The sequence below is a fragment of the Modestobacter marinus genome, assembly GCF_011758655.1.
Taxonomy (GTDB): domain Bacteria; phylum Actinomycetota; class Actinomycetes; order Mycobacteriales; family Geodermatophilaceae; genus Modestobacter; species Modestobacter marinus.
This window is the reverse complement of sequence record NZ_JAAMPA010000001.1, coordinates 1,801,679-1,826,839: the sequence shown is the minus strand read 5'-3', so window position 1 is coordinate 1,826,839 and position 25,161 is coordinate 1,801,679. Positions and strand designations below refer to the sequence as shown.

At 73.8% G+C, this 25,161-nt stretch carries 23 protein-coding genes and 1 tRNA gene; 12 read left to right on the top strand and 12 right to left on the bottom strand.

Annotated elements, in window-relative coordinates; translation table 11 throughout:
* Positions 1-39: 39 nt before the first annotated feature.
* The 5 genes from FB380_RS08645 to dnaK all read right to left on the bottom strand — a co-directional run bounded on the left by FB380_RS08645 (position 40) and on the right by dnaK (position 5,079).
* Positions 40-567, bottom strand: a complete 528-nt coding sequence (locus tag FB380_RS08645; RefSeq protein WP_229681830.1) for a MarR family winged helix-turn-helix transcriptional regulator — start codon at positions 565-567, stop codon at positions 40-42.
* 44 nt (positions 568-611) lie between these two features.
* Positions 612-1,043, bottom strand: a complete 432-nt coding sequence (locus tag FB380_RS08640) for a heat shock protein transcriptional repressor HspR (RefSeq protein WP_166754713.1) — start codon at positions 1,041-1,043, stop codon at positions 612-614.
* Entirely contained in the window at positions 1,040-2,281 is a 1,242-nt protein-coding gene (gene dnaJ / locus FB380_RS08635) for a molecular chaperone DnaJ (RefSeq protein WP_166754712.1), read from the bottom strand. The genes FB380_RS08640 and dnaJ overlap by 4 nt, the downstream gene beginning before the upstream one ends.
* Positions 2,282-2,363: 82 nt before the next feature.
* Positions 2,364-3,128 carry a nucleotide exchange factor GrpE gene (gene grpE / locus FB380_RS08630; protein ID WP_166754711.1) on the bottom strand — a complete coding sequence of 255 codons (765 nt, stop codon included), beginning with the start codon at positions 3,126-3,128 and terminating at the stop codon, positions 2,364-2,366.
* Positions 3,129-3,192: 64 nt separating this feature from the next.
* Entirely contained in the window at positions 3,193-5,079 is a 1,887-nt protein-coding gene (gene dnaK / locus FB380_RS08625; protein ID WP_166754710.1) for a molecular chaperone DnaK, read from the bottom strand.
* Between the two features lie 365 nt (positions 5,080-5,444).
* Here dnaK and FB380_RS08620 point away from each other — a divergent pair, with 365 nt between their 5' ends.
* The 3 genes from FB380_RS08620 (at position 5,445) to FB380_RS08610 (ending at position 9,850) form a co-directional block, all read left to right on the top strand.
* Positions 5,445-7,736, top strand: a complete 2,292-nt coding sequence (locus FB380_RS08620; protein WP_166754709.1) for a (Fe-S)-binding protein — start codon at positions 5,445-5,447, stop codon at positions 7,734-7,736.
* 185 nt (positions 7,737-7,921) lie between these two features.
* Positions 7,922-8,482, top strand: a complete 561-nt coding sequence (locus FB380_RS08615; protein ID WP_166754708.1) for a hypothetical protein — start codon at positions 7,922-7,924, stop codon at positions 8,480-8,482.
* Positions 8,483-8,539: 57 nt separating this feature from the next.
* Complete coding sequence (locus FB380_RS08610) at positions 8,540-9,850, top strand: CynX/NimT family MFS transporter (RefSeq protein WP_166754707.1); 1,311 nt, start codon at positions 8,540-8,542, stop codon at positions 9,848-9,850.
* Between the two features lie 3 nt (positions 9,851-9,853).
* Here the strand turns inward: FB380_RS08610 and FB380_RS08605 are convergent, their stop codons facing one another.
* Positions 9,854-10,627 (bottom strand): methyltransferase domain-containing protein, encoded by a 774-nt coding sequence (locus tag FB380_RS08605; protein ID WP_166754706.1) that lies wholly within the window; start codon positions 10,625-10,627, stop codon positions 9,854-9,856.
* A gap of 89 nt (positions 10,628-10,716) precedes the next feature.
* Positions 10,717-11,310: a dCTP deaminase gene (dcd, locus tag FB380_RS08600; protein WP_166754705.1), complete on the bottom strand. Its 594-nt coding sequence runs from the start codon at positions 11,308-11,310 to the stop codon at positions 10,717-10,719.
* Between the two features lie 136 nt (positions 11,311-11,446).
* Between dcd and FB380_RS08595 the strand changes: the two genes are divergently transcribed.
* The 5 genes from FB380_RS08595 to FB380_RS08575 all read left to right on the top strand — a co-directional run bounded on the left by FB380_RS08595 (position 11,447) and on the right by FB380_RS08575 (position 16,574).
* A complete protein-coding gene (locus tag FB380_RS08595) occupies positions 11,447-12,025 on the top strand; it encodes a PAS domain-containing protein (protein ID WP_166754704.1) in 579 nt (192 codons plus the stop codon).
* Positions 12,022-12,981, top strand: a complete 960-nt coding sequence (locus FB380_RS25930) for a methyl-accepting chemotaxis protein (protein WP_229681829.1) — start codon at positions 12,022-12,024, stop codon at positions 12,979-12,981. The genes FB380_RS08595 and FB380_RS25930 overlap by 4 nt, the downstream gene beginning before the upstream one ends.
* 127 nt (positions 12,982-13,108) lie before the next feature.
* A complete protein-coding gene (locus FB380_RS08585; RefSeq protein ID WP_166754703.1) occupies positions 13,109-15,784 on the top strand; it encodes a S8 family serine peptidase in 2,676 nt (891 codons plus the stop codon).
* Between the two features lie 84 nt (positions 15,785-15,868).
* Positions 15,869-15,939, top strand: a tRNA-Gly gene (locus FB380_RS08580).
* A gap of 80 nt (positions 15,940-16,019) precedes the next feature.
* The gene (locus FB380_RS08575; RefSeq protein WP_166754702.1) at positions 16,020-16,574 is read left to right on the top strand and encodes a GNAT family N-acetyltransferase; all 555 of its coding nucleotides are present in this window, start codon (positions 16,020-16,022) and stop codon (positions 16,572-16,574) included.
* A gap of 36 nt (positions 16,575-16,610) precedes the next feature.
* Here the strand turns inward: FB380_RS08575 and fdhA are convergent, their stop codons facing one another.
* Positions 16,611-17,837, bottom strand: coding sequence for a formaldehyde dehydrogenase, glutathione-independent (fdhA, locus tag FB380_RS08570; RefSeq protein WP_166754701.1), 1,227 nt, complete (start codon positions 17,835-17,837; stop codon positions 16,611-16,613).
* Positions 17,838-18,070: 233 nt separating this feature from the next.
* Here fdhA and dhaK point away from each other — a divergent pair, with 233 nt between their 5' ends.
* Genes dhaK through dhaM form a run of 3 tightly spaced genes read left to right on the top strand, consistent with a single transcriptional unit; the run spans position 18,071 to position 20,117 of the window.
* Positions 18,071-19,072, top strand: a complete 1,002-nt coding sequence (gene dhaK / locus FB380_RS08565) for a dihydroxyacetone kinase subunit DhaK (RefSeq protein ID WP_166754700.1) — start codon at positions 18,071-18,073, stop codon at positions 19,070-19,072.
* A gap of 2 nt (positions 19,073-19,074) precedes the next feature.
* A complete protein-coding gene (gene dhaL, locus FB380_RS08560) occupies positions 19,075-19,704 on the top strand; it encodes a dihydroxyacetone kinase subunit DhaL (protein WP_229681828.1) in 630 nt (209 codons plus the stop codon).
* Between the two features lie 2 nt (positions 19,705-19,706).
* The gene (gene dhaM / locus FB380_RS08555) at positions 19,707-20,117 is read left to right on the top strand and encodes a dihydroxyacetone kinase phosphoryl donor subunit DhaM (RefSeq protein WP_229681827.1); all 411 of its coding nucleotides are present in this window, start codon (positions 19,707-19,709) and stop codon (positions 20,115-20,117) included.
* Between the two features lie 128 nt (positions 20,118-20,245).
* Here the strand turns inward: dhaM and FB380_RS08550 are convergent, their stop codons facing one another.
* Positions 20,246-22,366, bottom strand: a complete 2,121-nt coding sequence (locus tag FB380_RS08550) for an MMPL family transporter (protein ID WP_166754699.1) — start codon at positions 22,364-22,366, stop codon at positions 20,246-20,248.
* Positions 22,367-22,444: 78 nt separating this feature from the next.
* Here FB380_RS08550 and FB380_RS08545 point away from each other — a divergent pair, with 78 nt between their 5' ends.
* The gene (locus tag FB380_RS08545) at positions 22,445-22,924 is read left to right on the top strand and encodes a MarR family winged helix-turn-helix transcriptional regulator (protein ID WP_229681826.1); all 480 of its coding nucleotides are present in this window, start codon (positions 22,445-22,447) and stop codon (positions 22,922-22,924) included.
* Between the two features lie 20 nt (positions 22,925-22,944).
* Here FB380_RS08545 and FB380_RS08540 read toward each other — a convergent pair whose 3' ends face one another.
* The 3 genes from FB380_RS08540 to FB380_RS08530 are packed head-to-tail and all read right to left on the bottom strand — an operon-like array spanning position 22,945 to position 25,127.
* On the bottom strand, positions 22,945-23,973 hold the full coding sequence (locus FB380_RS08540; protein WP_166754698.1) for a type III polyketide synthase: 1,029 nt from the start codon (positions 23,971-23,973) through the stop codon (positions 22,945-22,947).
* A gap of 43 nt (positions 23,974-24,016) precedes the next feature.
* A complete protein-coding gene (locus tag FB380_RS08535; RefSeq protein WP_229681825.1) occupies positions 24,017-24,763 on the bottom strand; it encodes a methyltransferase domain-containing protein in 747 nt (248 codons plus the stop codon).
* 10 nt (positions 24,764-24,773) lie between these two features.
* Positions 24,774-25,127, bottom strand: coding sequence for a DUF3140 domain-containing protein (locus FB380_RS08530; protein WP_166754697.1), 354 nt, complete (start codon positions 25,125-25,127; stop codon positions 24,774-24,776).
* Positions 25,128-25,161: the final 34 nt, after the last annotated feature.

Genomic DNA, 25,161 nt, shown 5'->3' with positions numbered 1-25,161 from the left:
GCGAGCCTCGGAACGGGGCCTGAGCGGGCCGTTCGGCGGTCACTCGGTCTGGCTGGTGACCTCGGCCTCGTGCGCCTCGCCGAGCCGGTTCAGCCGGCCCAGCAGCACGGCGAGCGTGGCGACGTCGGAGGTCTCCCAGTCGGCGAGGTCGGCCTCCCAGCGCGCCCGGCGGGCGTCGCGCAGCCGGCTCAGCCGCCGGTGCCCCTCCTCCGACGTCGACAGCACCTGGGCCCGGCCGTCGTCGGGGTCGGCGACGCGGTCGACCAGGCCGAGGTCGACGAGCGAGGCGACCTGACGGCTGACCGTGCTCTTGTCCAGCCCCAGCCGCGCGACCACGTCACTGGCGCGCAGCGGGCCGGCGTCGTCCAGCAGCACGAGCAGGCCGTAGGCCGCCCCGTCCAGGTCCTGGTGCAGCTGGCCACCCAGCCGGCCGGAGATGGCTCGGGACCGGCGCAGCAGCAGGGCCACCTCCCGCTCGAGCGCGACGTAGGCGGCGTGCGGGTCCTGCCGGTCGCGATCCACGTCGGATCCGTCCGGGGTGGCGCGGGCGGCGCTGTCGACGGTCACACCGTTCTCCACGTCCGAGGCGGACCCGGCGTTCCCGGGAGCCGTCATGACCGGCCGGCCGGCCGCCACACCACCAGTGCCGAGCTGGCGGTGCGGGGGACCAGATCGCGGCGGTAGGCCGCCGCCACCGCGGACTCGGCCGCGATCCGGTGGGCCTCGGAGAGCTCCAGCTCGTCGAGCAGTTCGGCCACCCGCGCCTGCAGCGCCTCGACCCGGGACTCCAGCTCGATGATCCGCTTGATCCCGGCCAGGTTGACGCCGTCCTCCTGGCTCAGCCGCTGCACCTCGCGCAGCAGCGCGACGTCCCGCGGGCTGTACCGGCGGCCGCCACCGGCCGTGCGACCGGGGCTGACCAGGCCGAGCCGGTCGTACTGCCGCAGCGTCTGGGCGTGCATGCCGGCCAGCTCGGCGGCCACGGAGATGACGAAGACCGGGGCGTCCTCGGCGAAGGAACGCCCGGGGTCGGGGAGCGTCATCGTCCCGCTCCGTTGCGCAGCGCGGCGGTGACCTCCGGTCGGGGGTCGTCGGGCAGCTCGGCGGCGAGCTTCTCGATCGCCTCGCGGGCACCGGGGGTCAACCGGCTCGGGACGGCGACCTCCACGGTGACCAGCAGGTCGCCGGTGGTGGACTTGCCCGGCACGCCCCGCCCGCGGACCCGGAAGGTGCGGCCGCTGGAGGTGCCGGCCGGGACCTTCAACGAGACCGACCCGTCCAGGGTGGGCACGGTGAGCGTGGTGCCCAGCGCCGCCTCGGCGAAGGACACCGGCACGGTGAGGGTGAGGTCGTTGCCGCTGCGCCCGAAGAGCTCCGAGCCGCTGACGTGCACGACCACGAACAGGTCACCCGCCGGGCCACCGCGCCGGCCGGGCGCGCCCTTGCCGGGGAGCCGGATGCGCTGCCCGTCCTTGACCCCGGCCGGGATGCGCACGGTGATGGTGCGGGTCTGGGTGGTGACGCCGTTGCCCTTGCACTCCGGGCACGGGTCCTCGACCACCGAGCCGGTGCCGCGGCACTCCCGGCACGGCTCGGAGAAGGCGAAGGCACCCTGGCTGCGGCTGGTGACACCCGCACCGTGGCAGACCGGGCAGGTGTGCGGGCTGGTGCCCGGGCGGGCACCGCTGCCGGCGCAGGTCGGGCACGTGCCCGGGCTCTGCATCCGCAACGGCACGGTCACGCCGAGCACGGCCTCGTCGAAGGCGAGGGTGGCCTCCGTCTCGACGTCCTGCCCCCGGGCCGGACCGGACGCGGCCTGGCTGCGGCCACGCGCGGCACCACCGGGGCCGGCGGCACCGCCGGTGAACAGGCCGCCGAACAGGTCGCCCAGGCCACCGGCCCGTCCTCCGGCGCCGGGCGCACCGGACGCGCCACCGAAGAGGTCGCCGAGGTCGAACGGCTGGCCCCCGCCGGCACCGCCGCCGGGGAAACCCCCGGGGAAGCCGCCGGGCGCCCCGGCCCCGGGCCGGAAACCACCGGCGCCGAAGAGCCGGCGGGCGTCGTCGTACTCCGCGCGCCGCTTGGGGTCGGACAGGACGTCGTAGGCCTCCGAGACCTCCTTGAAGCGGGTCTCGGCCTGCGTGTTGCCCGGGTTCTTGTCCGGGTGCAGCTCACGGGCCAGCTGCCGGTAGGCCTTCTTGATGGCCGCGGCGTCGGCGTCCTTGGCGACGCCCAGGGCCGCGTAGTAGTCCTTCTCGATGAAGTCCCGGGTGCTGCTCATCGGGCGCCTCCTCTCTGCTGGGCGGGGGACGGGCCGGTCCGGTCTCCTGGGACGGGAGACCGGACCGGCCGGGGGGTCGGGCTCAGCCGGCGGCCGGGCCGGAGCCCGGCTGGTCGGCGTCCGGCCGGCCGGCGTCGGCAGCGGTGTCGACCACCTCGGCGTCCACGACCTCCGGTGCCGCCGCCGCGGGCGCGACCGGGGTCTCCGGCTCGCTCACGCCGACCATCGCGGTGCGCAGCACCCGGTCCCCGCGCTGGAAGCCCGGCCGCAGCACCGTGGTGGCGGTCGGCTCGGTCACCTCCGGGGAGGTGTCGTGCAGCACCGCCTCGTGCAGGGCCGGGTCGAACGGGTCGCCCGGCTTGCCGAACGAGGTCACCCCGAGGCCGTCGAGCAGCCCCAGCACCCGGTCGGCGACGACCTTGAAGGCGCCGGTCAGGTCGCCGTGGTCCCGGGCGCGCTCGATGTCGTCGACGATCGGGAACAGCTGCCCGGCGAAGCGCTCGGCCGCCTGGTCGACGACGAGGACCCGGTCACGCTCCACCCGGCGCCGGTAGTTGGCGTACTCGGCGGTCACCCGCTGCAGGTCCTCGGTCCGCTCGGCCAGCTGCCGCGCGGTGTCGTCGGCCCCGCTCTCGATCCCGCCGGTCGGCGGTGGTTCGACGACCGGCCCTGCTCCGTTCCCGGAGCTGCTCGTGTCGTTGTCGTGCTCGCTCATCTGCTCTCCCTGCTCCGGCGTGGCACCGGCCGGCTCCTCGCCGGCCGGCACGCGGACCGTGCCGCTGGTCGGGTCGATGCGCCGCTCGTCGCCGATGACGACCCGCGGCGCCTGCTCGTCCTGCTGGCTCATCGTCTCCCGCCAGGTGCACCGGCCCGGTCACCCGGGCCGGTGCACCTGCGCGTCGACGGTGAGGTCAGCGCTTGTCGGAGTCGTCGTCCACGATCTCGGCGTCGACGACGTCGTCGTCCCCGGCGGACCCGGTCGAGGTCGCACCGGTCGCGTCGGTGGCGCCGTCGAACCCGGCGTCACCCGCGGCAGCGCCGGGCGCCCCGTCGGCCTGCGCCTGGGCGTAGAGCGCCCCGCCGACCTCCTGGGAGATCCGCGCGACCTTCTCCTGCGCGGTCTTGATCGCGGTGATGTCCGACCCGCCGAGGGAGGAGCGGAGCTCGGTCAGCGCCTCACCGAGCTCCTCCTTCTTGTCGGCCGGGATCTTGTCGCCGTTCTCGGCCAGGAACTTCTCGGTCTGGTACTGCAGCGACTCGGCGAGGTTGCGGGTCTCGGCCTCGTCGCGGCGCTTCTTGTCCTCCTCGGCGTGCGCCTCGGCGTCCTTCATCATCCGCTCGATGTCGTCCTTCGGGAGGGCCGAGCCGCCGGTGATGGTCATCGACTGCTCCTTGCCCGTGCCGAGGTCCTTGGCGTGGACGTGGACGATGCCGTTGGCGTCGATGTCGAAGGCGACCTCGATCTGCGGGACGCCGCGGGGCGCCGGCGGCAGACCGGTCAGCTCGAACATGCCGAGCTTCTTGTTGTAGGCGGCCATCTCGCGCTCGCCCTGGAAGACCTGGATCTGCACGCTCGGCTGGTTGTCGTCCGCCGTCGTGAAGATCTCGGAGCGCTTGGTCGGGATCGTGGTGTTGCGCTCGATGAGCTTGGTCATGATCCCGCCCTTGGTCTCGATGCCCAGGGAGAGCGGGGTGACGTCGAGCAGCAGGACGTCCTTGACCTCACCGCGGAGCACACCGGCCTGCAGCGCGGCACCCACGGCGACGACCTCGTCGGGGTTGACGCCCTTGTTGGGCTCCTTGCCGCCGGTCAGCTCGCGGACGAGCTCGGTGACGGCGGGCATGCGGGTCGAGCCACCGACCAGGACGACGTGGTCGATGTCGCCGACCTTGACGCCGGCGTCGCGGATCGCCTGGTTGAACGGCGCCTTGGTGCGGTCCAGCAGGTCCTGGGTCAGCCGCTGGAACTCGGCGCGGGTGATCGTGACGTCCAGGTGCATCGGGCCGTCGGCGCCGGCGGTGATGTAAGGCAGGTTGACGTTCGTCGACTGCGCGCCGGACAGCTCGATCTTGGCCTTCTCCGCGGCCTCGCGGAGACGCTGCATGGCCAGCTTGTCCTTGGCCAGGTCGATGCCGGTCTGGGCGTTGAAGGTCTGCACGAGGTGCTTGACCACGCGCTCGTCCCAGTCGTCGCCACCGAGCTTGTTGTCACCGGCGGTGGACTTGACCTCGATGACGCCGTCGCCGATCTCCAGCAGGCTGACGTCGAAGGTGCCGCCACCGAGGTCGAAGACCAGGATGGTCTGCTCGGTCTCGCCCTTGTCCAGGCCGTAGGCCAGGGCCGCGGCGGTGGGCTCGTTGACGATGCGCAGCACGTTCAGGCCGGCGATCTCACCGGCCTCCTTGGTGGCCTGGCGCTGGGCGTCCTCGAAGTAGGCGGGGACGGTGATGACGGCCTCGGTGACCGGCTCGCCCAGGTAGGTCTCGGCGTCGCGCTTGAGCTTCTGCAGCACCCGGGCGCTGATCTCCTGCGGGGTGTACTGCTTGCCGTCGATGTCGCCGGTCTTCCAGGTGGTGCCGATCTCGCGCTTGACGCTGCGGATCGTGCGGTCGACGTTGGTGACCGCCTGGTTCTTGGCCGACTGGCCGACCAGGACCTCGCCGTTCTTGGCGAACGCGACGACCGAGGGGGTGGTGCGCGCACCCTCGGAGTTGGCGATGACGGTGGGCTCGCCGCCCTCGAGGACCGCGACGACGGAGTTCGTGGTGCCGAGGTCGATTCCGACTGCTCGTGCCATGGAAGGCCTCTCCTAGCGTTGCTGACGGGGTGGTGCTGGTCCGGGAGTCGAGGGCCGGCGCCGCCCGTCTTCGGGCCTTGCGCCTGGTCCGCTCAACTTTCCTGCCCACCGTAACGGCAGGGGTGTCGGCTGTGTTCCCGGGGGCCCAGCTCGTGACACGCCCTCGTCGGAGGCGTGCCGCCCTCACCGCAGGACGTGCGATCCGCCCCCGCGCGGACCGAGCGACCCTCGGGAGGTGGGGTTCGCCGTGGCCGGGACCCGGCGCGGGCGGCGGCTCCGGGGTTACCCGCGAGTAGCCTGTGGCCGCCCGGTTAGTGTCCGTGCCGGGTGGGCGATGGCGCCCGCGCACGCACGAGAGGGAGCTCATGGGCCCGTTGCAGATCGTCCTCGGCACGCTGGCCGTGATCCTGCTGGTCGTCTCGGTGGTCTACGCCACCAAGGCCGTCCGCGCGATGCTGCGGATCTTCCGCACCGGCCAGCCCGACCCGACCCGTTCCGGCCCGGTCGGCCCGCGGCTGAAGACCCTCGCCGTGGAGTCCCTCGGCCACACCCGGATGCTCAAGTGGTCGGCCATCGGCGCGGCCCACTGGTTCGTCTTCATCGGGTTCTACGGCCTGTTCCTCACCCTGGTCGAGGCGTTCGGCGAGGTCTGGAACCCGGCCTGGCACCTGCCGCTCATCGGCGAGTGGAGCCTGTGGAACCTCTTCGCCGACCTGATCGGCACCGCGACGGTCCTCGGGATCCTCTACCTGATCGTGCGCCGCCAGCTCGACCACCCGCGCCGCAAGGGCCGGGCCAGCCGGTTCGCCGGGTCCAACGAGGGGCGCGGCTACTTCGTCGAGGCCGTCGTCCTGACCATCGGCATCTGCATCCTGCTGATCCGCGCGATCAAGGTCGCCGCCGACCTGACCGACGCCCCCGCCTGGTCGCACCCGATCTCCGGCGCGCTGGCCAACGTCGTCCCGGCCAACCCGGACCTGCTGTCGGTCATCGCGTTCATCAAGATCGTCGTCTCGCTCGGCTGGCTGATCACCATCTCCCGGGTGCTCAACATGGGCGTCGCGTGGCACCGGTTCAGCGCCTTCTTCAACATCTACTTCAAGCGCGAGGACGACGGCAGCCAGGCGCTCGGCCCGCTGCCGGCGATGACCTCGGGCGGCAAGCCGATCGACTTCGAGGACCCCGGCGAGGACGACGTCTTCGGTCGCGGCAAGATCGAGGACTTCACCTGGAAGGGGATGCTGGACTTCACCACCTGCACCGAGTGCGGGCGGTGCCAGAGCCAGTGCCCGGCCTGGAACACCGGCAAGCCCCTGTCGCCGAAGATGGTGATCATGGACCTGCGGGACCACCTGTACGCCAAGGCCCCGTACCTGACCGGCGCGACCAAGGCCTCCGACGAGGCGCCGAACTTCGCCGACTTCACCACCCTGGAGCCCAGCGACGAGCAGGTCTGGGCGTCGGGGTACGCCCGGATCGAGGGCACCAACGACGCGCAGGCGCACCGCCCGCTGGTCGGCACCCTCGAGGAGGGCGGGGTCATCGACCCCGACGTGCTGTGGAGCTGCACCAACTGCGGCGCCTGCGTCGAGCAGTGCCCGGTCGACATCGAGCACGTCGACCACATCATGGACATGCGCCGCTACCAGACGCTGATCGAGTCCAGCTTCCCCTCCGAGGCCGGCGTGATGATGCGCAACCTGGAGAACCGCGGGAACCCGTGGGGCGTGGGCGGCAACGTCCGCGAGGAGTGGATGAAGGACCTGGACTTCGAGGTCCGTCAGGTGGACGGCGAGATCCCCGACGACGTCGAGTACCTGTTCTGGGTCGGCTGCGCCGGCGCCATCGACGACCGGGCCAAGAAGGTGACCAAGGCCGTCGCCGAGCTGCTGCACATCGCCGGCGTGGAGTTCGCCGTCCTGGGCAACGGGGAGACCTGCTCGGGCGACCCGGCCCGCCGGATGGGCAACGAGTTCCTCTTCCAGCAGCTGGCCCAGGAGAACGTCGAGACGCTCAACGCCGTCTTCGAGAACCGCCCGGCCGGACGGCGCAAGATCGTCGCCACCTGCCCGCACTGCTTCAACTCGATCGGCCGGGAGTACCCCCAGCTGGGCGGCGACTACGACGTCGTCCACCACACCCAGCTGCTCGGCCAGCTGGTCGAGGACGGGCGGCTGACCCCGGTCACCCCGATCGACCGCAAGGTCACCTACCACGACCCCTGCTTCCTGGGCCGGCACAACAAGGTCTACACGCCGCCGCGGGAGATCCTCGACTCGGTCAAGGGCCTCACCACCCAGGAGATGCACCGCTGCAAGGACCGCGGCTTCTGCTGCGGCGCCGGCGGCGCGCGGATGTGGATGGAGGAGAAGATCGGCAAGCGGATCAACGTCGAGCGCACCGAGGAGGCGCTCGAGCTCGACCCCGACGTCATCTCCACCGCCTGCCCGTTCTGCATCACCATGCTCAGCGACGCGGTGACCAGCAAGCAGCAGGCCGGCGAGGCCAAGTCGACCGTCGAGGTGCTGGACGTCAGCCAGATCCTGCTCCGCTCGATGGCCCCCGCGGGCGCGCCCGGCACGGAGTCCGGACCGGGCGTGGGCACCGAGCCCGACGACCCGGCCGGCACCGGCTCCGCCGCCACCCAGCACAGCTGACCGGCGGGCGCCCAGCAGTGATCAGGTGAGCTGATCACCGACTGTCCCCCCGCACCAGCGTTGGTGCGGGGGACAGTCGTTGGTGCAGGGGACAGTCGTTGGTGCAGGAGGACGTCGCAGAGGCGACGGCTGGCGTGAGCGGGCAGTCGGCGGTGCGGGGCCGGAGCGGAGGGACACTGGGCGGCATGAGCTCTCCCTACGGCGCCGGCCGTCGCCGGGGCGAGGCCGAGCGCGCCGCGGCCTCCCGCAGCACCCGGATGCACTACGCCCGCGACGTCAACGACGAGCGAGCGCTGGCCGACGACCGCCCGACGATCCGGCGCAGCCGCCACTGGACCTGGCTGGCCATCGCGATCGTGGTGATGTCGGTGCTCGCCGTCGCCGGCGGGCGCGGCGCCGAGGAGGTGCCGATCACCGCCGACTGCGACGCCCCGCGGATCGCCGTGGCCAGCAGCGTCGTCACCGCCGGCCAGCCGCTGCGCTTCCGGGTCACCGGGGCCGAGGACGTCGACTACGTGATGACCCTGGACGGCGAACCGGTCCGCGGCGACGCCGGCAGCACCGTCAGCTACACCCAGACCCCGGCCGGACCGGCGTTCCGGCTGCCCCAGTGCGTGAGCCCGACCCTGCAACTGGCCGCACCCGCCGGGGACGGCGTGCACGACCTGGCGATGCTGCGGCTGGCCGCCGACGGCACGACCGAGCAGGTGGCCACCGTCCCGGTGCGGGTGTCCGGCACCCGATAGCGACCCGATCCGACCCGACCCGCGTGCGGCGGGGGCCCGGGAGGAGGATGAGCGGACGTGACCCGCGCCGCCGCCCCACCGCCGCCGCGCACCTCCTCCCGGCAGGGGCTGGTCCTGGTCGGGACGGCGATCGTGCTGACCGGCTTCAACCTGCGGACCGCGGTGAACAGCGTCGGCCCGGTGCTGGAGGAGATCGAACGCGGTCTCGGCATCTCCTCCGGTCTCGCCGGACTGATCACCAGCATGCCGCTGATCTGCTTCGCCCTGATCGGCTTCGCCGGCCCACCGCTGGCCGCGCGGTTCCGCGACGGGCACGTGCTGGCCGCGGCCCTGCTGGTCATGGCGGTCGGGCTGCTGCTGCGGGTGTCGGTGCCGAACGTGTGGGTCTTCCTGCTGGGCACCGTGGCCACGATGGTCGGCGGGGCGCTGGGCAACGTGCTGCTGCCCGGGCTGGTGAAGCGGTGGTTCCCGGACCGCACCGGCCTGCTGGTGGGCGCCTACAGCACCGCGCTGGCGATCGGCGGGGCTGTCGCCAGCGTCTCCACCGCACCGATCGCCGAGGCGGCCGGCGCCGACGGCTGGCGCTGGGCCCTCGGCATCTGGGCGGTCTTCGCGCTGGTCGCGGCGCTGCCCTGGCTCGCCGTGCCGGTCCGGCCGGGCACCTCCCGGGGCGGGCACACCGCGGTGCGGCTGCGGGCACTGGGGCGCAGCCGGCTGGCCTGGACCATGGCGGCCTTCTTCGGCCTGCAGTCGATGCAGGCCTACGTCATCGTCGGCTGGACGGCGCAGTACCTGCGCGACCAGGGGATGTCGGCGCATGCGGCCGGCTTCCTGGTCGGGCTGAACGCGCTGATCGTGATCCCGCTGAACGCCGTCGTCCCGCTGGGCGCGGTCCGCCAGCACCTCCAGCGGCCGATGCTGCTGGCCTTCATCGCCTGCTACCTGGCCGGCTGGACCGGCCTGCTGCTGGCCCCGCTCACGCTGACCTGGCTGTGGGTCTGCCTGCTCGGCCTGGGCATGGGCACCTTCGCGATGATCCTGGCGCTGTTCGGGCTGCGCGGACGCACCCCGGAGTCGGTGAGCGCCCTGTCCACCGTCGCCCAGGGCTGGGGCTACGCCCTGGCCGGGGTGGGCCCGCTGCTGGTCGGCCTGCTGCGCGGCCTCACCGGTGGGTACACCGGCATGTTCGTGCTGGTCTACGCCGGGGTCGGGCTGCTGCTGGCCACCGGCTGGAGCATCTGCCGGCCGAGGTACGTCGACGACGAGGTGCCCGGCCTCGGCGGCCGGGGCGGAGACCCGGAGGGCTTCCCGGAGACCGAGGTCGCCGGCGCGGAGCCGCCGGTCCTCCTCCCGCGCGCCGAGCGCTGACGCTCAGACCGGCAGTTGCAGCGCCCGCAGCAGCTCCGTGGCCCGGTCCCGGCGCAGCTCCGGTGACCGGGTGAGCAGCGCGACGGCGACGACGTAGGAGTCCCCGCCCGCCCAGCCGTGCCCCTCCGCGGTGAGCGACGCGATGTGCTCGCGGACCTTCGGCTCCCCGCTGTAGGCCCCGAACTCCAGCCCCATCGCCAGGAAGTTGGCCACCCGGTACCCGAGGTCGTGCGCCGCGGACAGGGTGGCGGCGGGGTCGGAGTAGCTGGGCAGCGCGACCAGCAGGTGGTCGAACCCGGCCTTGAGCAGCCGCAGGACCATGTCGTTGCCGTACCAGCCGCCCCACAGCTCGGGCATCAGGATGTCGGCGTCCGGCGCCGGGATGTAGGGCGGGTTGGCGATGACCGTGGAGACGTCCCGCCCGCTCGGGGAGTCGGCCCAGGCGAAGAAGTCGCCGTGCTCGACGGTGTAGCGGTCGGCCACGCCGAGGCCGCTGATCGTCTGCTCGGCCCGCTCGACCGACGTGGCGCTGATGTCGGTGCCGTGCACCCGCAACCCGGGCACCGCCCGCACGACGTGGGCGATGGCCCGCGCGTCACCGCTGCCGAGCTCGGCGACCCCCTCGGTCTGCCAGGGCACCAGCGTCGCGTGCTGGGTCAGCAGGAGCTGGACCGAGAACGCGTAGTGCGCCGATTCCTCGGCGCAGTCGAAGAAGCCGTCCACGACGTGGTTGCCCGACGGCTGAGGGAGGAGAACAGCGGTGTCCCGGGGGTCCATGGGGCAGGCCTACCCCGGAAGGCGGTCCGTCATCCGGCCACGCGCCACCGTTCACCGGGTGGCCGGACACCTGCCACCCGCGGCACTGCTCAGGCCTGCTCCGGACGGCGGGTCTCGGCCCGGCTGAAGTTGCGGAACGACCGGGACGGCGTCGGCCCGCGCTGGTCCTGGTAGCGGGAGCCGTAGACCGCCGAGCCGTAGGGGTGCTCGGCGGCCGAGCTCAGTTGGAACAGGCACAGCTGACCGATCTTCATCCCCGGCCACAGCGTGATCGGCAGGTTCGCCACGTTGGACAGCTCCAGCGTGATGTGCCCGGTGAACCCAGGGTCGACGAACCCCGCCGTCGAGTGGGTGAGCAGCCCGAGCCGGCCCAGGGAGGACTTGCCCTCCAGCCGGGCGGCGAGGTCGTCGGGGATCCGGACGACCTCCAGCGTCGACCCGAGCACGAACTCGCCGGGGTGCAGCACGAAGGCGTCGTCGCCGGTGGGCTCGACCAGGGTGGTGAGGTCGTCCTGCTGCTCGGCCGGGTCGATGTGGGTGTACCGGGCGTTGTTGAAGACCCGGAAGAACCGGTCGAGCCGGACGTCGATGCTCGAGGGCTGCACCATCGCGGGCTCGTAGGGCTCGATCCCGAGCCGGCCGGTCGCGAGGGCCGCTCGGATGTCGCGGTCGGACAGCAGCATGGCGCGGAGTCTAGGGACCGGCCCGCTCGGGACCTTCGTCCCGTTCCGGCCGACCGGGGTCAACGGGGGCGCAGGCCTGCCGATGACGAGGTGGCACCGACCGGTGCCGGAAGTCCAGCACACAGAAGGGGGCGGCATGGTCACGACACGGCCGGCGCCCGACGAGGCCCGACCGAGGCGGCAGGCGGTCCGGCCGACGGGGGTCGAGCGGACGTTCTCCGCCGACGAGCTGATCGTCTCCAAGACCGACACCCGGGGCGTGATCACGTACGCCAACGACGTCTTCCTGCGGGTGAGCGGCTACGACCTGGGCGAGGTCCTGGGGCAGCCGCACAACCTGATCCGGCACCCGGAGATGCCCAAGGCGGTGTTCAAGCTGCTCTGGGACACCCTGACCGACGGGCACGAGATCTTCGCCTACATCGACAACCTGGCCGCCGACGGCGCCAACTACTGGGTGCTGGCGCACGTCACGCCGTCCTTCGGCGCCGACGGACGGGTGGTCGGCTACCACTCCAACCGGCGCCGTCCGACCGCCCGGGCGGTGGCCGCGGTGCGCCCGCTGTACGCGCAGCTGGTCGCCGAGGAGCGCCGCCAGCCCAACGGCCGGGCCGCGGTCGAGGCGTCGAGCCGGCTGCTGGGCGAGCTGGTCGCGCAGCACGCGGCGTCCTACGAGGAGTTCGTCTGGTCGGTCATCGGCGAGGAGGAGCTGTGAGCCCGCGCCGCCGTGGGGAGGGCCAGCTGGGCGCGGCCGCGGAGCTGGAGGTCTACCGGGCGTTCGTCCGGCAGCTCGTGACCGCGTGCGAGAGCGCGGCCGCCGGCGACCTGGAGGCGCGCAGCCGTCCGGTGCCGGGGTCCTGCGACGTCCCCGAGCTGGTCTCGCTGCACGACAGCGTGAACCGGGTGCTGGACGTCTCCGACGCCTTCGTGCGCGAGGCCGGGGCGGCGCTGACCTCGGCGGCGGAGGGCCGCTTCCACCGCAGGCTGCTGCTGACCGGCCTCTCCGGCGCCTACCGCCGGGGCGCCGAGGTGATCAACTCCGCCCGCGCGGCGATGCGGGAGTCGGCGTCCCGGGTGGCCGAGGCGCAGACGTCCCGGCTGCAGCTGGCCGACGAGTTCGAGACGGTCGTGCTCGGGATGAGCGAGCAGGTCGCGACGGCGTCCACCGAGCTGTCCGCCTCGGCCCACGGCCTGACCCAGGCGGCCACGGCCGCGAGCACGGAGGTGGCCGCCGCCCGCGGCACGATCGACTCGCTGACCCGCTCGTCGGCGGAGATCAAGGGCATCGTCGCCATGATCGACTCGGTGGCGGCGCAGACCCGGCTGCTGGCGCTCAACGCCACCATCGAGGCGGCCCGCGCCGGGGAGGCGGGCAAGGGCTTCGCGGTGGTGGCCTCCGAGGTCAAGGACCTCGCCGACGAGACCGCCCGGTCGACCGAGCGGATCACCGCCCAGGTCGAGTCGATGCGCACCGCCTGCGACGACGTCGCCGCCGGCATGAGCACCGTGGGCACCACGGTGGCGGAGATGAACGGCCTGGTCGACGGGATCGCCGCCGCCGTGGACGGCTCCGCGTCGCTGGGCCCGGCCGGAGACACGACCGGGCTGTCCCGGATGGCGGAGAAGCTGCGCACCGAGATGACCGGCTTCCTCGCCGAGATGCGGAGCTGACCGGGGCCGCAGGTCCCCCGATGGGGGGACCTGCGGCCCGCGCGCTCCAGCAGCGGCCCTGCCCGGCCGATGCCCCTCCTTCGAGCACTGCCGTGACGGCACGGCGTGCCCCTCGGAGGAGGACCGGATGGATCTCGTGGGCCACCAGGGCAGCCGGCTGCCCGCGCACCGCCGGGGGGTGCGCGCGGTCGCCGTCGTCGCCGCTGCGCTGACCGGCTTCGGCGGCGCCGCGGCGGTGGACGCGCTGACCGGCCCGACGGTCGCCGTCGCCGACCACTTCGGCCCCGGCGACGGGTTGACCCGGTACGTGGTCACCGCGGCAGCGGGCGACGCGACGCCGGGGTTCCTGGCCGGCCTGGACCAGCAGGACGGCGTCGACTCCGCGCAGCGGCTGTACGACGGCCGGGCCCTGGTCGCCGTCGACGGCCCCGCCCTGCCGCGCCTGCGCGCCCTGCCCGGGGTCGCCGCGGTCGAGCTCTCCCCCTCGGTGCCGGTCCTCGGCACCGCCTCGGACCCGTGGTACGCCAGTCACGGCTGGAACCTGGAGAACACCGGGGACAACGCGCAGGGGCAGTCCCCCGTGCTGGCCGACGCCGACATCGACGGCTCGGCCGGCTGGGACGCCTCCACCGGCGCCGGCATCGTCGTCGCCGTCGTGGACACCGGCTTCGACTCCGACCACCCCGACCTGGCCGACTCGCTGTGGACCAACCCGGACGAGCCCTGCGGCACGGTCGACGTCGACGGCAACGGCCTGGCCGGTGACTGCCACGGCTGGAACTTCACGACCAACAGCCCCGACGTCGACAACGGCGCCGGGGGCAGTCACGGCGCGTCGGTCGCCGGGGTCATCGGCGCCCGCAAGGACAACGGCACCGGCTCGGCCGGCGTCGCCCCCGACGTGACCCTGATGCCGCTGGCGATCGGCTCCGGCGGGACCGTCGACGTCAACCTCGGCGCCGAGGCGATCCGCTACGCCGCCGACCACGGCGCCGCCGTCGTCAACGCCTCCTGGGGCGGGCCGGGGACCGGCCCGCAGCTGGACGCCCTGCGGGCCGCCATCGCCTACGCGGAGGCCCGGGGGGTGCTGGTCGTGGCCGCCGCGGGCAACGACTCCGGCGACCGGGACACCGCGCCGGTGTACCCGGCCAGCCTGACCGAGCCGAACGTGGTCACGGTCGGCAACTCGACCGCCGCCGACACCGTCGCCGCCTCCTCGGCCTACGGCGCCACCTCCGTCGACCTCTTCGCCCCCGGCGAGCTCGTGTTCACCACCTGGAACGACGGCGACTACCGGCTGGTGTCGGGCACGTCGATCGCCGCGCCCCAGGTCGCTGCCGCACTGGCCCTCTACCGGGCCACCATGCCGACCGCGAGCACCGCCGAGCTGCGGGCGGCGCTGCTGGCCGACGTCGACCCGATCGCCGCCTTCACCGGCAGGTCGGTCACCGGCGGCCGGCTCGACGTCAGCCGACTGGACCCCGGTGCGGCCTCCGTCGGCTACCGGTTCACCTCGATGACGGCCCCGGTGGGCCCGGCGACGCCGCTGGTCCGGGCGACCGGCCCCGAGCTGGCCGGGACCTACGAGCTCGTCCTCGGCCTGGGCATGGAGCACGGCGGTGAGATCTGGGCGCTGTCCGGCGAGCCCGTCACCATCGCCGGGACGACGCTGACCACCGACGACGCCGGCCAGGTCACCGTCCCGCTGGGCGCGCTGACCACCGTCGAAGGCCAGGAGCTGGCGCCGTCGATCGACCTCGCCACGGGCCGGTACGCGCTGAGCGCGCAGCTGCTCGTGGACGGCCAGCCGTTCGGTGCGACCTACGCCGCGCCGCTGCTGGTCGGCGACACCTCGACCCCGGCACCGGACGGCACCACCGACCCCGGCACCAGGGACCCGGGCACGACCGACCCGGGCACTCCGAGCCCCGGGACGGACCCCGGCACGACCGACCCGGGCACGACCGACCCCGGCACCCCGAGCCCCGGGACGGACCCCGGCACCACCGACCCGGGGACCCCGAGCCCGGGAACGGACCCCGGCACGACCGACCCCGGCACCACCGACCCGGGCACCCCGAGCCCCGTGACGGACCCCGGCACCACCGACCCCGGTACCCCGAGCCCCGGGACGGACCCGGGCACCACCGACCCCGGCACCCCGGACCCGGCCACCCCCGGCCCAGGGACGACGGATCCCGGCACCACGGACCCGGGCACCCCGGACCCCGGCAGCACGGACCCGGGCACCACCGACCCCGGAACGGACCCCGCACCGGGCGACAGCACCCCGCCGCCGGTCGTCACGTACCCCGAGATCGGCCCGTTCGGCCTGACCAGCATCTCCCCGGCGGTGGTCAGCACCGCCGGCGGGACGCGGGTCACGGTCACCGGCACCCACGTCCCCGACGGCGTGCGGGTGCGGATCGGCGACACCCGGGAGGCCACCGTCGTCAGCTCCGACAGCACGTCGGTCGTCTTCACCGCACCGGCGCTGGTGGCCGGGGTGTACGACGTCACCGTCTTCAACCCGTCCGGCACGGAGTCCTCGGTGCTGGCCGACGGCCTCAGCTACGTCGAGGAGCCGGTGGGCGGCGGCACGACCCCGGACCCCGCGCCGGGCACCGAGGACGGGTCCACGCCGGCCCCGGGCACCACGCCGGGCACGGGCGGCGGCTCGTCCGTGGTCACCGCGGTCGGTCCGAACGGCGAGCGGCTCGTCCGGTCGGCGGCCTTCGGCCGGCTGGGCAGCTCGTTCTGGTCGCTGGACTGCAGCACCAGCTGCCGCGGCGTGCTGCTCTGAGCCGCTGAGACGACGCCGCCCCCGACCGGGTACCGGTCGGGGGCGGCTGTCTTGCTAAGCTCTCCAACAGGTCACTGACCTGCCGCGGGTGTAGTTCAATGGTAGAACATCAGCTTCCCAAGCTGACAGTGCGAGTTCGATTCTCGTCACCCGCTCTCTTCCTCCCACCGCCCCTCCGGGGACGGTCCGGCGAGGCCCCCGCGACGCCGGCCGACGCCTCCGCGAAGCTGCTCCGGTGAGCTCCCCACGCCCGACGGTCGCCGTCCGCAGCGCCCCCACCGCCGACCTGTCCGCCACCGAGCTCGACCGGCTGCGGGAGTTCCTGGACACCGCGTTCGGCGGCGAGTTCGGCGACGACGACTGGTCCCACGCGCTCGGCGGCGTGCACGTGCTGGCCACCGTGGACGGCGAGTTCGCCGGCCACGCCGCCGTCGTCGTCCGTCAGCTCATCGCCGGCGGCCGGACGCTGCGGACCGGCTACGTCGAGGCCGTCGCCACCGCGGCACCGATGCGCCGCCGGGGCGTGGGCGCCGCGGTGATGGCCGAGACGGAACGGCTCGTGCGGGGCGGCTTCGAGCTCGGCGCGCTAGCCGCGAGCGAGGACGGCGCCCGGCTGTACACGGCGCGCGGGTGGCTGCCCTGGGCCGGCAGCCTGGCCGCGCTGACCCCGGACGGCGTGGTCGCCACCCCGGACGAGGTGGTCTTCGTGCTGCCCACCCCGGCCACCCCGGCGCCGCTGGACCCCGCCGTCCGGCTGGTGTCCGACTGGCGTCGGGGCGACCTGTGGTGACCCCGGCCCGGAGCGGGTGCCCCGGGCCGGGTCGGCTCAGGCGGCCTTCTTGCCGACCATGCCGTGCGGGTCGATCACGTACTTCTTCGCCGCGCCGGAGTCGAAGTCCTGGTAGCCCTGCGGGGCCTCGTCCAGCGAGATCACCGTGGCGTTGACCGCCTTCGCGATCTGCACCTTGTCGTGCAGGATGGCCTTCATCAGCCCGAGGTTGTAGCGCATCACCGGGCACTGACCGGTGGTGAACGACAGCGACTTCGCCCAGCCGGTGCCCAGGCTCAGCGACAGCGACCCCACCTTGGCCGCCTCGTCGATGCCGCCGGGGTCACCGGTGACGTAGAGCCCCGGGATGCCGATGGCCCCACCGGCCGCGGTGAGCTCCATCAGCGAGTTCAGCACCGTGGCGGGTGCCTCCTTCTTCGCCCCCTCGCCGTGGCCGCGGGCCTCGAAGCCCACCGCGTCGACGGCGGCATCGACCTGCGGCTCGCCGAGGATCTGCTCGATCTGGTCCTGCGGGGAGCCCTTGGAGACGTCGACGGTCTCGCAGCCGAAGCTGCGCGCCTGGGCCAGCCGCTGCTCGACGAGGTCGGCGACGATCACCACCGACGCGCCCAGCAACTGGGCGCCCGCGGCGGCCGCCAGCCCCACCGGGCCGGCCCCGGCGATGTACACCGTCGAGCCGGGCTTCACCCCGGCGGTGACCGCGCCGTGGAAGCCGGTCGGGAAGATGTCCGACAGCATGGTCAGGTCCAGGATCTTCTCCATGGCCTGGTCCTTGTCCGGGAACTTCAGCAGGTTCCAGTCGGCGTAGGGCACCGTCACGTACTCGGCCTGCCCGCCGACCCAGCCGCCCATGTCCACGTACCCGTACGCCGCGCCCGGGCGGGCCGGGTTGACGTTGAGGCAGATCCCGGTCTTGCCCTCCTTGCAGTTGCGACAGCGCCCGCAGGCGATGTTGAACGGCACCGAGCAGAGGTCGCCGACCTCGATGAACTCGACGTCGGAGCCCTTCTCCACGACCTCGCCGAGGATCTCGTGGCCGAGCACCAGGTTCGGCGGCGCCGTCGTCCGGCCGCGGACCATGTGCTGGTCGCTGCCGCAGATGTTGGAGGTGACCACCTTCAGGATCACCCCGTGGTTCAGCTTGCGCCCCACGTTGGCCGGGTTCACCCCCGGCCCGTCCTGCAGTTCCAGCTTCGGGTAGTCGGTGGCGTGCACCTCGACCTTGCCGGGCTCGATGTACGCGACGCCTCTGTTGCCAGCCATCTGGGGCTCCTCGACTCTGGGGAACTCGTCCTGGGTCGTGCACGCTCCGGCACCACCGGCTCAGCCGGCATGCACCAGCGGGCATGCGAGCCGAGTGTGCCCCAGATCACTCGATGGGCACAGCTACCCGAACGGGCAGGGGACGGCGTCCGACGATGCGGACCGCAGCCCGTTGCCCTGAGACCTGGCCCACTCCTACGGTTCCACCGCCCCCTCTCGATCAGGAGCCTGCGATGAAGAAGCTCATCAACGACCCGGCGGACGTCGTCGACGACGCCCTGCGCGGCATGGCCTCGGCCCACCCCGAGCTGCGGATCGACCCCGAGAACCGGGTCGTCTTCCGCGGCGACGCCCCCGTGTCGGGCAAGGTCGGGCTCGTCTCCGGGGGCGGCTCCGGCCACGAGCCGCTGCACGGTGGCTTCGTCGGCCTCGGCATGCTGGACGCCGCCTGCGCCGGCGAGGTGTTCACCTCCCCGGTCCCGGACCAGATGGTCGCGGCGACCAAGGGCGTCGACGCCGGCGCCGGCGTGCTGCACATCGTGAAGAACTACACCGGCGACGTCATGAACTTCGAGATGGCCGCCGAGCTGGTGGCCGCCGAGTCCGGCACCGAGGTGGTCGCCGTCGTCACCGACGACGACGTCGCCGTCCAGGACAGCCTCTACACCGCCGGCCGGCGCGGCGTGGGCGTCACCGTGCTGGTGGAGAAGCTGGCCGGCGCCGCCGCCGAGGAGGGCCGCCCGCTGGCCGAGGTCGCCGAGGTGGCCCGCCGGGTCAACGGGCAGGGCCGCAGCATGGGGATGGCGCTGACCTCCTGCACCGTGCCCGCAGCCGGCAAGCCCACCTTCGACCTGCCCGCCGGGGAGATGGAGCTGGGCGTGGGCATCCACGGCGAGCCCGGCCGCCGCCGGGTGCCGCTCGCCCCGGCCCGGGAGGTCGCCGAGATGCTGCTGGAGCCGGTGCTGGCCGACCTGGACTTCACCGGGGGCGACGGGGTGCTCGCCTTCGTCAACGGGATGGGCGGCACGCCGCTGCTCGAGCTCTACGTGGTCTACGCCGAGGTGCAGGCGGTGCTGGCCAAGGCCGGGGTCACGGTGGCCCGCTCGCTGGTCGGCTCCTACATGACCAGCCTGGAGATGGCCGGCTGCTCGGTGACCCTGCTCAAGGTCGACGACGAGCTGATCCGGCTCTGGGACGCCCCGGTGCGCACGCCCGCGCTGCGGTGGGGGGTCTGAGCGTGGCCGACCTGGACACGGACACCCTCGGGGCCTGGGTGCGCGAGTACGCCCGCGCCGTCACCGAGCACCGCGACGAGCTCACCGAGCTCGACTCGGCCATCGGCGACGCCGACCACGGCACGAACATGCACCGCGGGATGACCGCGGCCGTCGCCGCGCTCGACGCCAGCCCGCCCGCCGACGCCGCCGCGCTGCTGAAGACGGTCGCCATGACCATGATCAGCAAGGTCGGCGGCACCAGCGGCCCGCTGTACGGGACGTTCTTCCTCCGGATGTCCGGCGCCCTGGACGACGGGTCACCGGCCGCCTTCGCCGCCGCGTTCCGGGCCGGGGTCGACGGCGTCGTCGCACGGGGCAAGGCCGAGCTCCGGGACAAGACCATGGTCGACGCGCTGCTCCCGGCGTCCGACGCCCTCAGCGAGGCGGTCGGCGCCGGCCAGGACCTCGACGCGGCGCTGCGCGCGGCCGCGGATGCCGCGGCGAAGGGGCGCGACTCGGTGACGCCGCTGGTCGCCCGCAAGGGCCGGGCGAGCTACCTGGGCGAGCGCAGCGCGGACCACGTCGACCCGGGGGCCGAGTCGTCGGTGCTGCTGGTCGAGGCCGCCGCGGCGACGCTGGGGAGGAGCTGACCGTGGCCGCCGTGGGCATCGTCGTCGTCTCGCACAGCCGGCCGCTGGCCGAGGCCGCGGTCGAGCTGGCCCGGCAGATGCTGCCGAACTCGACCGTGGCCATCGAGGTGGCCGCCGGCACCGACGACGGAGGGCTGGGCACCGACGCCGTCGCCGTCTCCACCGCGATCACCAGTGCGGACACCGGCGACGGCGTGGTGGTGCTGATGGACCTGGGCAGCGCGGTCATGTCGGCCGAGACGGCGCTGGAGCTGCTGGAGGACGACGTCCGGGGGCGGGTGGTGCTCAGCGCCGCCCCGCTGGTCGAGGGCCTGGTCGGTGCCGCGGTGGTCGCCGCCGGCGGCGCGGACCGGGACCGGGTGGCCGCCGAGGCGCTGCGCGGCCTGGCCCCCAAGCAGGCCCACCTGGGCTGACGACGGCCCGGCCCGGCGCCCGGCCGACAGGGGCACAGCCCCCCGACGGTCCGCCGGGTGACGGCGGCCTCGCCGCCGTCCCGGTCGGGCGGTGTGTGCACCGGTCGTGCACGCACCGCCCTACGGGGTCAGACGCGCTCGAGCTCCCGGTCCTCCGTCGGTGCCGCCGGGCCGTCGGCAAGCGCGCTGGGCCACCACACCCGGTCGCCGATCAGGTGCACGGCGGCCGGCACCAGCAGGGTCCGGACGACGAAGGTGTCCAGCAGGACGCCGAAGCCGACCAGGAACCCCAGCTGGATCAGGAGGACGAGCGGGAGCACGGTCAGCGCGCCGAAGGTGGCCGCCAGCACCAGCCCGGCGCTGGTGATGACGCCGCCGGTGACCGCGAGCGCCCGCAGCACGCCGTCCCTCGCCCCGTGCCGGACGGACTCCTCCCGGGCCCGGGTCATCAGGAAGATGTTGTAGTCGATCCCCAGGGCGACGAGGAACACGAACCCGATGAGCAGGATCTGCGGATCGCTGCCCGGGAACTGGAACAGGTGCTCGAACACCAACGCGCTGACGCCGACGGTCGCCGCGGTGCTCAGCGCGACGGTGAGGACCAGCAGCAGCGGGGCGACGATCGAGCGGAGCAGCAGCGCCAGCACGACGGTGATCACCAGCAGCACCAGGGGCACGATCACCGCCAGGTCGCGGGCGGCGGTCTCCTGGGTGTCCAGGTCACTGGCCGTGGAGCCGCCGACGAGGGCGTCGGCGTCCACGTCGCCCACCGCGTTGCGGAGCTGCGCCACGGTGTCCTGCGCGGCCTCGCTGTCAGGGGCGTCGGCGAGCGTGGCGTCGATCCGGACCAGTCCGTCCGCCACCAACGGCTCGTCGCCCGGCCCCGGTCGGCCCTGGCCGCTGTAGGGGGCGACGGCGGCGACGCCGTCCACCTCGGACGCCGCAGCGGCGACGTCCTGCCAGCCGTCGGCCGGCGTGATGATCACCGCCGGGCTGGCGGAGCCGGCCTCGTAGTGGCGGGCCAGGGCCTCCTGGCCCGCGCCGGACTCCGAGCCACCGCGCACCGCCTCGGACAGCGGGATCCCGTCGGCGTCGAACGTGGGCACGAACAGCGCGAGCGCGACGAGCGCGCCGGCGCTGCCGAGCAGGTACCGGCCGGGACGGCGGCCGACGGAGGTCGCCACCCGCTCCCAGCCCTTCCCGTGGGCGTGCTCCTCGCCGTGCTCGGGCCGGAACGGCCAGAACGCCGCGCGCCCGAACAGCACCAGCACCGCCGGCAGGAAGGTGAGCGCAGCCAGCATGGCGAAGACGATGCACACCGCGGAGATCGGACCGAGGCTGCGGTTGGAGCCCAGGTCGGAGAAGAGCAGGCAGAGGACGCCGAGGACCACCGTCCCGCCCGAGGCGAGGATCGGCTCCCACGACTGCCGGAGCGCCACCCGCATGGCGGTGTACTTGGACTCCTCGCGCCGCAGCTCCTCGCGGTAGCGGGCGACCAGCAGCAGGCCGTAGTCGGTGGCCGCACCCACGACGAGGATCGAGGCGATGCCCTGACTCTGGCCGTTCACCGTGATCCAGCCCTGCTCGGCCAGGAAGTACGCCACCGCGAGCGAGACGACCAGCGCCATGGCGGCGGTGCCGATGACCAGCAGCGGGAGCAGGGGGCTGCGGTAGACGACCAGCAGGATCAGCACGACGACACCGAACGCCGCGACCAGCAGCAGCCCGTCGATGCCCTCGAAGCCCGCGGCGAAGTCGGAGAAAACGGCGCCGGGGCCGGTCACGTAGGCAGTGGTGCCGTCGATGCCCGGGAGCGCCCGCAGCTCGCCGATGACCTCGCCCAGCGTCTCGCCCAGGTCCGGGTCGAAGGGCAGGACCGCCTGCACCGCCTCGCCATCCTCCGACGGGATCGCCGGCGACGGCTCGCCCACGAGCGCGCCGGCGTCCTCGGCGACGGCGGCCGCCTCGTCGACCCGCTCCTGGGCCTCGGCCAGCGCCGCGGGGCCCAAGGCGCCGTCCCCGCTCTCCCAGAGCAGGACCACCGGCAGGGTGCGCTCGGTGCGGAACTGCTGCTGCAGCTCGGTCACCCGGGTGGACTCCGCGCTGTCGGGCAGGAAGGCGGCGGAGTCGTTCTCCGACACCTCGGCCAGCTGTCCGCCGAACGAGCCCAGCGACCCGGCGAGGCCCAGCCAGGCCACGGCGACCAGTGCGGGGATCAGCCAGCGGAGGAGGTGGGTACGGTGAGCCATGGTGATCCTTCGGTGGTCGATAGTCTCGATCGTCGAGATAATAGGACAGGATCCGGCCGAACGCGAACGGAGGCAGCGGTGTCCGAGGACGACGTGCGTGTGCGACAGGAGCTGGCACTCCTCCTTCGCCGGCTGACCGTCGAACTGGATGCAGTCGGGCAGCGGTTCGCCCAGCGGCACGGGCTCAACCGCACGGACGTGCGGGCGCTGGTGGCGATCATGGACGCCGCCCGGCGCGGCGAGGAGCTCACCGCCGGGCGGCTGGGCGAGGCCGTGGAGCTGCGCTCGGCCTCGGTGACGGCGCTGGTGGACCGGCTGGAGAAGGTCGGCCACGTGCGCCGGTCGCGGGACACCGAGGACCGCCGGCGGGTCGTGCTGCAGATGTCGGACTCGGCGATGGCGGCGGGCGCGGAGCACTTCGGCGGGCTCGCCCGTGACCTCACCGCCGCGATGGAGGGCTACACGCCCGAGGAGCTCGCCGTCGTCCGCCGGTTCCTCACCGAGATGACCGACGTGATCGTCGAGCACGCCCGCACGACGGAGCCCCTCGACGAGTAGGGCGGCCGGGCCGGGTGGGGCTAGGCCGGCAGCAGGAGGGCGGCGTAGAGGGTCAGGCCGGGGCCGAAGGCCATCGCGACCACCGGGCCGTCTACGTCGCCGAGCTCGTCGATCACCAGCAGCACCGTCGCCGAGGAGCAGTTGCCGTGCTCCGCGAGCACCCGGCGCGAGGCGGCCATCTGCTCCTCGGTGAGCCCGAGCTCGTCCCGGACGACGTCCAGGATGCGCGGCCCGCCCGGGTGCACCGCCCAGCCCGCGACGTCCTCGACCCGGAGGCCGGCCTCGGTGAGCAGCTCCTCGACCACGCCGGCCACGTGCCGGGCCAGGACGTCGGGCACGCGGGGGGACAGGCCCATCCGGAAACCGAGGTCGGTGACGTCCCAGGTCATGTGGTCGGCGGTGGCGTGGTCGGTGCGCGCGACCATCCCCGCGACCCGCCGGCCCCGGCGTGCGGCGGGCTCGACGACGACCGCGGCGGCGGCGTCGCTGAACAGCGCGTGGGTGACGACCTGCTCCAGGTCGGCGACGGCCGGCTGCACGTGCAGGCTGGTCAGCTCCAGGCACAGCAGCACCGCCGGCCGGGACCGTGCGGTGACGAAGTCGCTGACCGCGGCCAGCCCGGGGAGCGCCGCGTAACAGCCCATGTGGCCGACGAGCAGCCGCTGCAGCCCGAGCGGCATGCCCAGGTCGCTGGAGAGCCGGATGTCCAGGCCCGGGGTGGCGTACCCGGTGCAGGTCGCGACGGCGAACTGACCGACGTCCCCGGGGGCCAGGCCGGCGGCGTCCAGGGCTGTGGCGACGGCCTGCTTGCCCAGCGGCAGACCCTCCGTGACGTAACGCTCCATGCGGGCCCCGGTGCCCCACTGCGACACGTCCTCGTCGACGGGGTTGACCACCGCGTGCCGGCTGTGCACGCCCGCGCCACGGAACACCCGCTCGGCGGCCCGCAGCCCGGCGTACTTCTCGGCGAAGTAGCCGTCCCAGACCTCGCCCTGCTCGTACCGCGCCGGCAGCGCCCGGCCCGAACCGGTGATGACGGCGGCGGTCACCAGGCCGTTCCCGGCGCGTCGGGGGTGGCGGGCACGCGGACGCTCATGCCTCGACCGTACGTGCGGAGCCCGGCGCCCGCCGCTCGGCCACCGGCTCCCGCCGCTTGGTCGCCCAGCCGGCGAAGAGGATCCCGGTCCACGGCATGGTGCGCATCCGCACGGTGTCCCGCCGTCTCCGCCGCCAGGCGACCAGGTCGCGCACCGACGGGCGCAGGCCCACCAGCTTCAGGTCCAGGCCCAGCTGCTCGGCCGTGGCGAGCAGCTCCCCGCGGTGGACGAACAGCGCCGGGTCGTGGATGCCCGGCGGCGGCCCGCCGGGCAGCCGCTCGGCGATCCGGACCGCCACCAGCGGGGCGAGCCGGGTGGCCGCGATCGAGTCGATGACCAGGAGCCCCCCGGGCTTGAGCAGCCGGGCGCTCTCGGCGAGCACCTGCCCGGGCTCCCCGACGTGCTCGAGGATCTCCCCCGCGGTCACGACGTCGGCGCACCCGTCGGCGAGCGGAACGGCCAGCACCGACCCGCGCACCGCCTGCACCCCGTGCCGGCGGGCGACCTCCAGCCCGGCCAGGCCGATGTCGACGCCGACGTGCCGGTAGCCCAGCCGCTCCACGTGCGGGGCCATCAGGCCACCGCCGCAGGCCAGGTCGACCAGGACGGCGCCGGGCGAGGACGCCGGGGGCACGTGGCCGGCTCGCGAGGCGGCGATCCAGTGGAGCATCGCGAAGCCCCCGTGCGGGTCCCACCAGTGGCCGGACAGCTGGTCGTACTGCGCCGGGTCGTTGCGCTGCACGCCGGGGACGCTACTTGCCCTTGAGCGGGTCGTGGCCCCAGTTCATCAGGCTGTACCGCCAGCGGGAGGTCTCGACGTCCTCCTTGGCCGGCTCCTGCGCCAGGTGACGCTGCACGTAGCCGTGCACCTTGCGCATGTGCGCCAGGTCGTCGTCGGTGAGGTCGGCCTTCTTGGTGTGCAGCAACTGCACGATCCGCCGGCCCGACTCGTGGCCGGTGGACTCGTCCGACCCGCCGCTCTTCTGCCCGACCGACTGCGACTCCTCGGTGGCCAGCCACTCCTCCAGCTCGCCGGCGGTCATGTTCACCGCCTCGCCGAACTCGCGGCGGACGGTGTCGGCCTCCTCGGCCTGGCGCTCGGTCATGGGGCGGTCTCCCGGGTGTTGATCGACTGCGCCT

What these genes read in the sequence shown, in the direction of transcription:
- dnaK (WP_166754710.1), bottom strand. Translation starts at nt 5,079, where the DNA reads ATGGCACGAGCAGTCGGAATCGACCTCGGCACCACGAACTCCGTCGTC.
- dcd (WP_166754705.1), bottom strand. Translation starts at nt 11,310, where the DNA reads ATGCTGCTGTCCGACCGCGACATCCGAGCGGCCCTCGCGACCGGCCGG.
- dhaK (WP_166754700.1), top strand. Translation starts at nt 18,071, where the DNA reads ATGAAGAAGCTCATCAACGACCCGGCGGACGTCGTCGACGACGCCCTG.
- FB380_RS08615 (WP_166754708.1), top strand. Translation starts at nt 7,922, where the DNA reads ATGAGCTCTCCCTACGGCGCCGGCCGTCGCCGGGGCGAGGCCGAGCGC.
- FB380_RS08595 (WP_166754704.1), top strand. Translation starts at nt 11,447, where the DNA reads ATGGTCACGACACGGCCGGCGCCCGACGAGGCCCGACCGAGGCGGCAG.
- FB380_RS08585 (WP_166754703.1), top strand. Translation starts at nt 13,109, where the DNA reads ATGGATCTCGTGGGCCACCAGGGCAGCCGGCTGCCCGCGCACCGCCGG.
- grpE (WP_166754711.1), bottom strand. Translation starts at nt 3,128, where the DNA reads ATGAGCCAGCAGGACGAGCAGGCGCCGCGGGTCGTCATCGGCGACGAG.
- FB380_RS08640 (WP_166754713.1), bottom strand. Translation starts at nt 1,043, where the DNA reads ATGACGCTCCCCGACCCCGGGCGTTCCTTCGCCGAGGACGCCCCGGTC.
- FB380_RS08605 (WP_166754706.1), bottom strand. Translation starts at nt 10,627, where the DNA reads ATGGACCCCCGGGACACCGCTGTTCTCCTCCCTCAGCCGTCGGGCAAC.
- FB380_RS08530 (WP_166754697.1), bottom strand. Translation starts at nt 25,127, where the DNA reads ATGACCGAGCGCCAGGCCGAGGAGGCCGACACCGTCCGCCGCGAGTTC.
- FB380_RS08550 (WP_166754699.1), bottom strand. Translation starts at nt 22,366, where the DNA reads ATGGCTCACCGTACCCACCTCCTCCGCTGGCTGATCCCCGCACTGGTC.
- FB380_RS08620 (WP_166754709.1), top strand. Translation starts at nt 5,445, where the DNA reads ATGGGCCCGTTGCAGATCGTCCTCGGCACGCTGGCCGTGATCCTGCTG.
- fdhA (WP_166754701.1), bottom strand. Translation starts at nt 17,837, where the DNA reads ATGGCTGGCAACAGAGGCGTCGCGTACATCGAGCCCGGCAAGGTCGAG.
- dnaJ (WP_166754712.1), bottom strand. Translation starts at nt 2,281, where the DNA reads ATGAGCAGCACCCGGGACTTCATCGAGAAGGACTACTACGCGGCCCTG.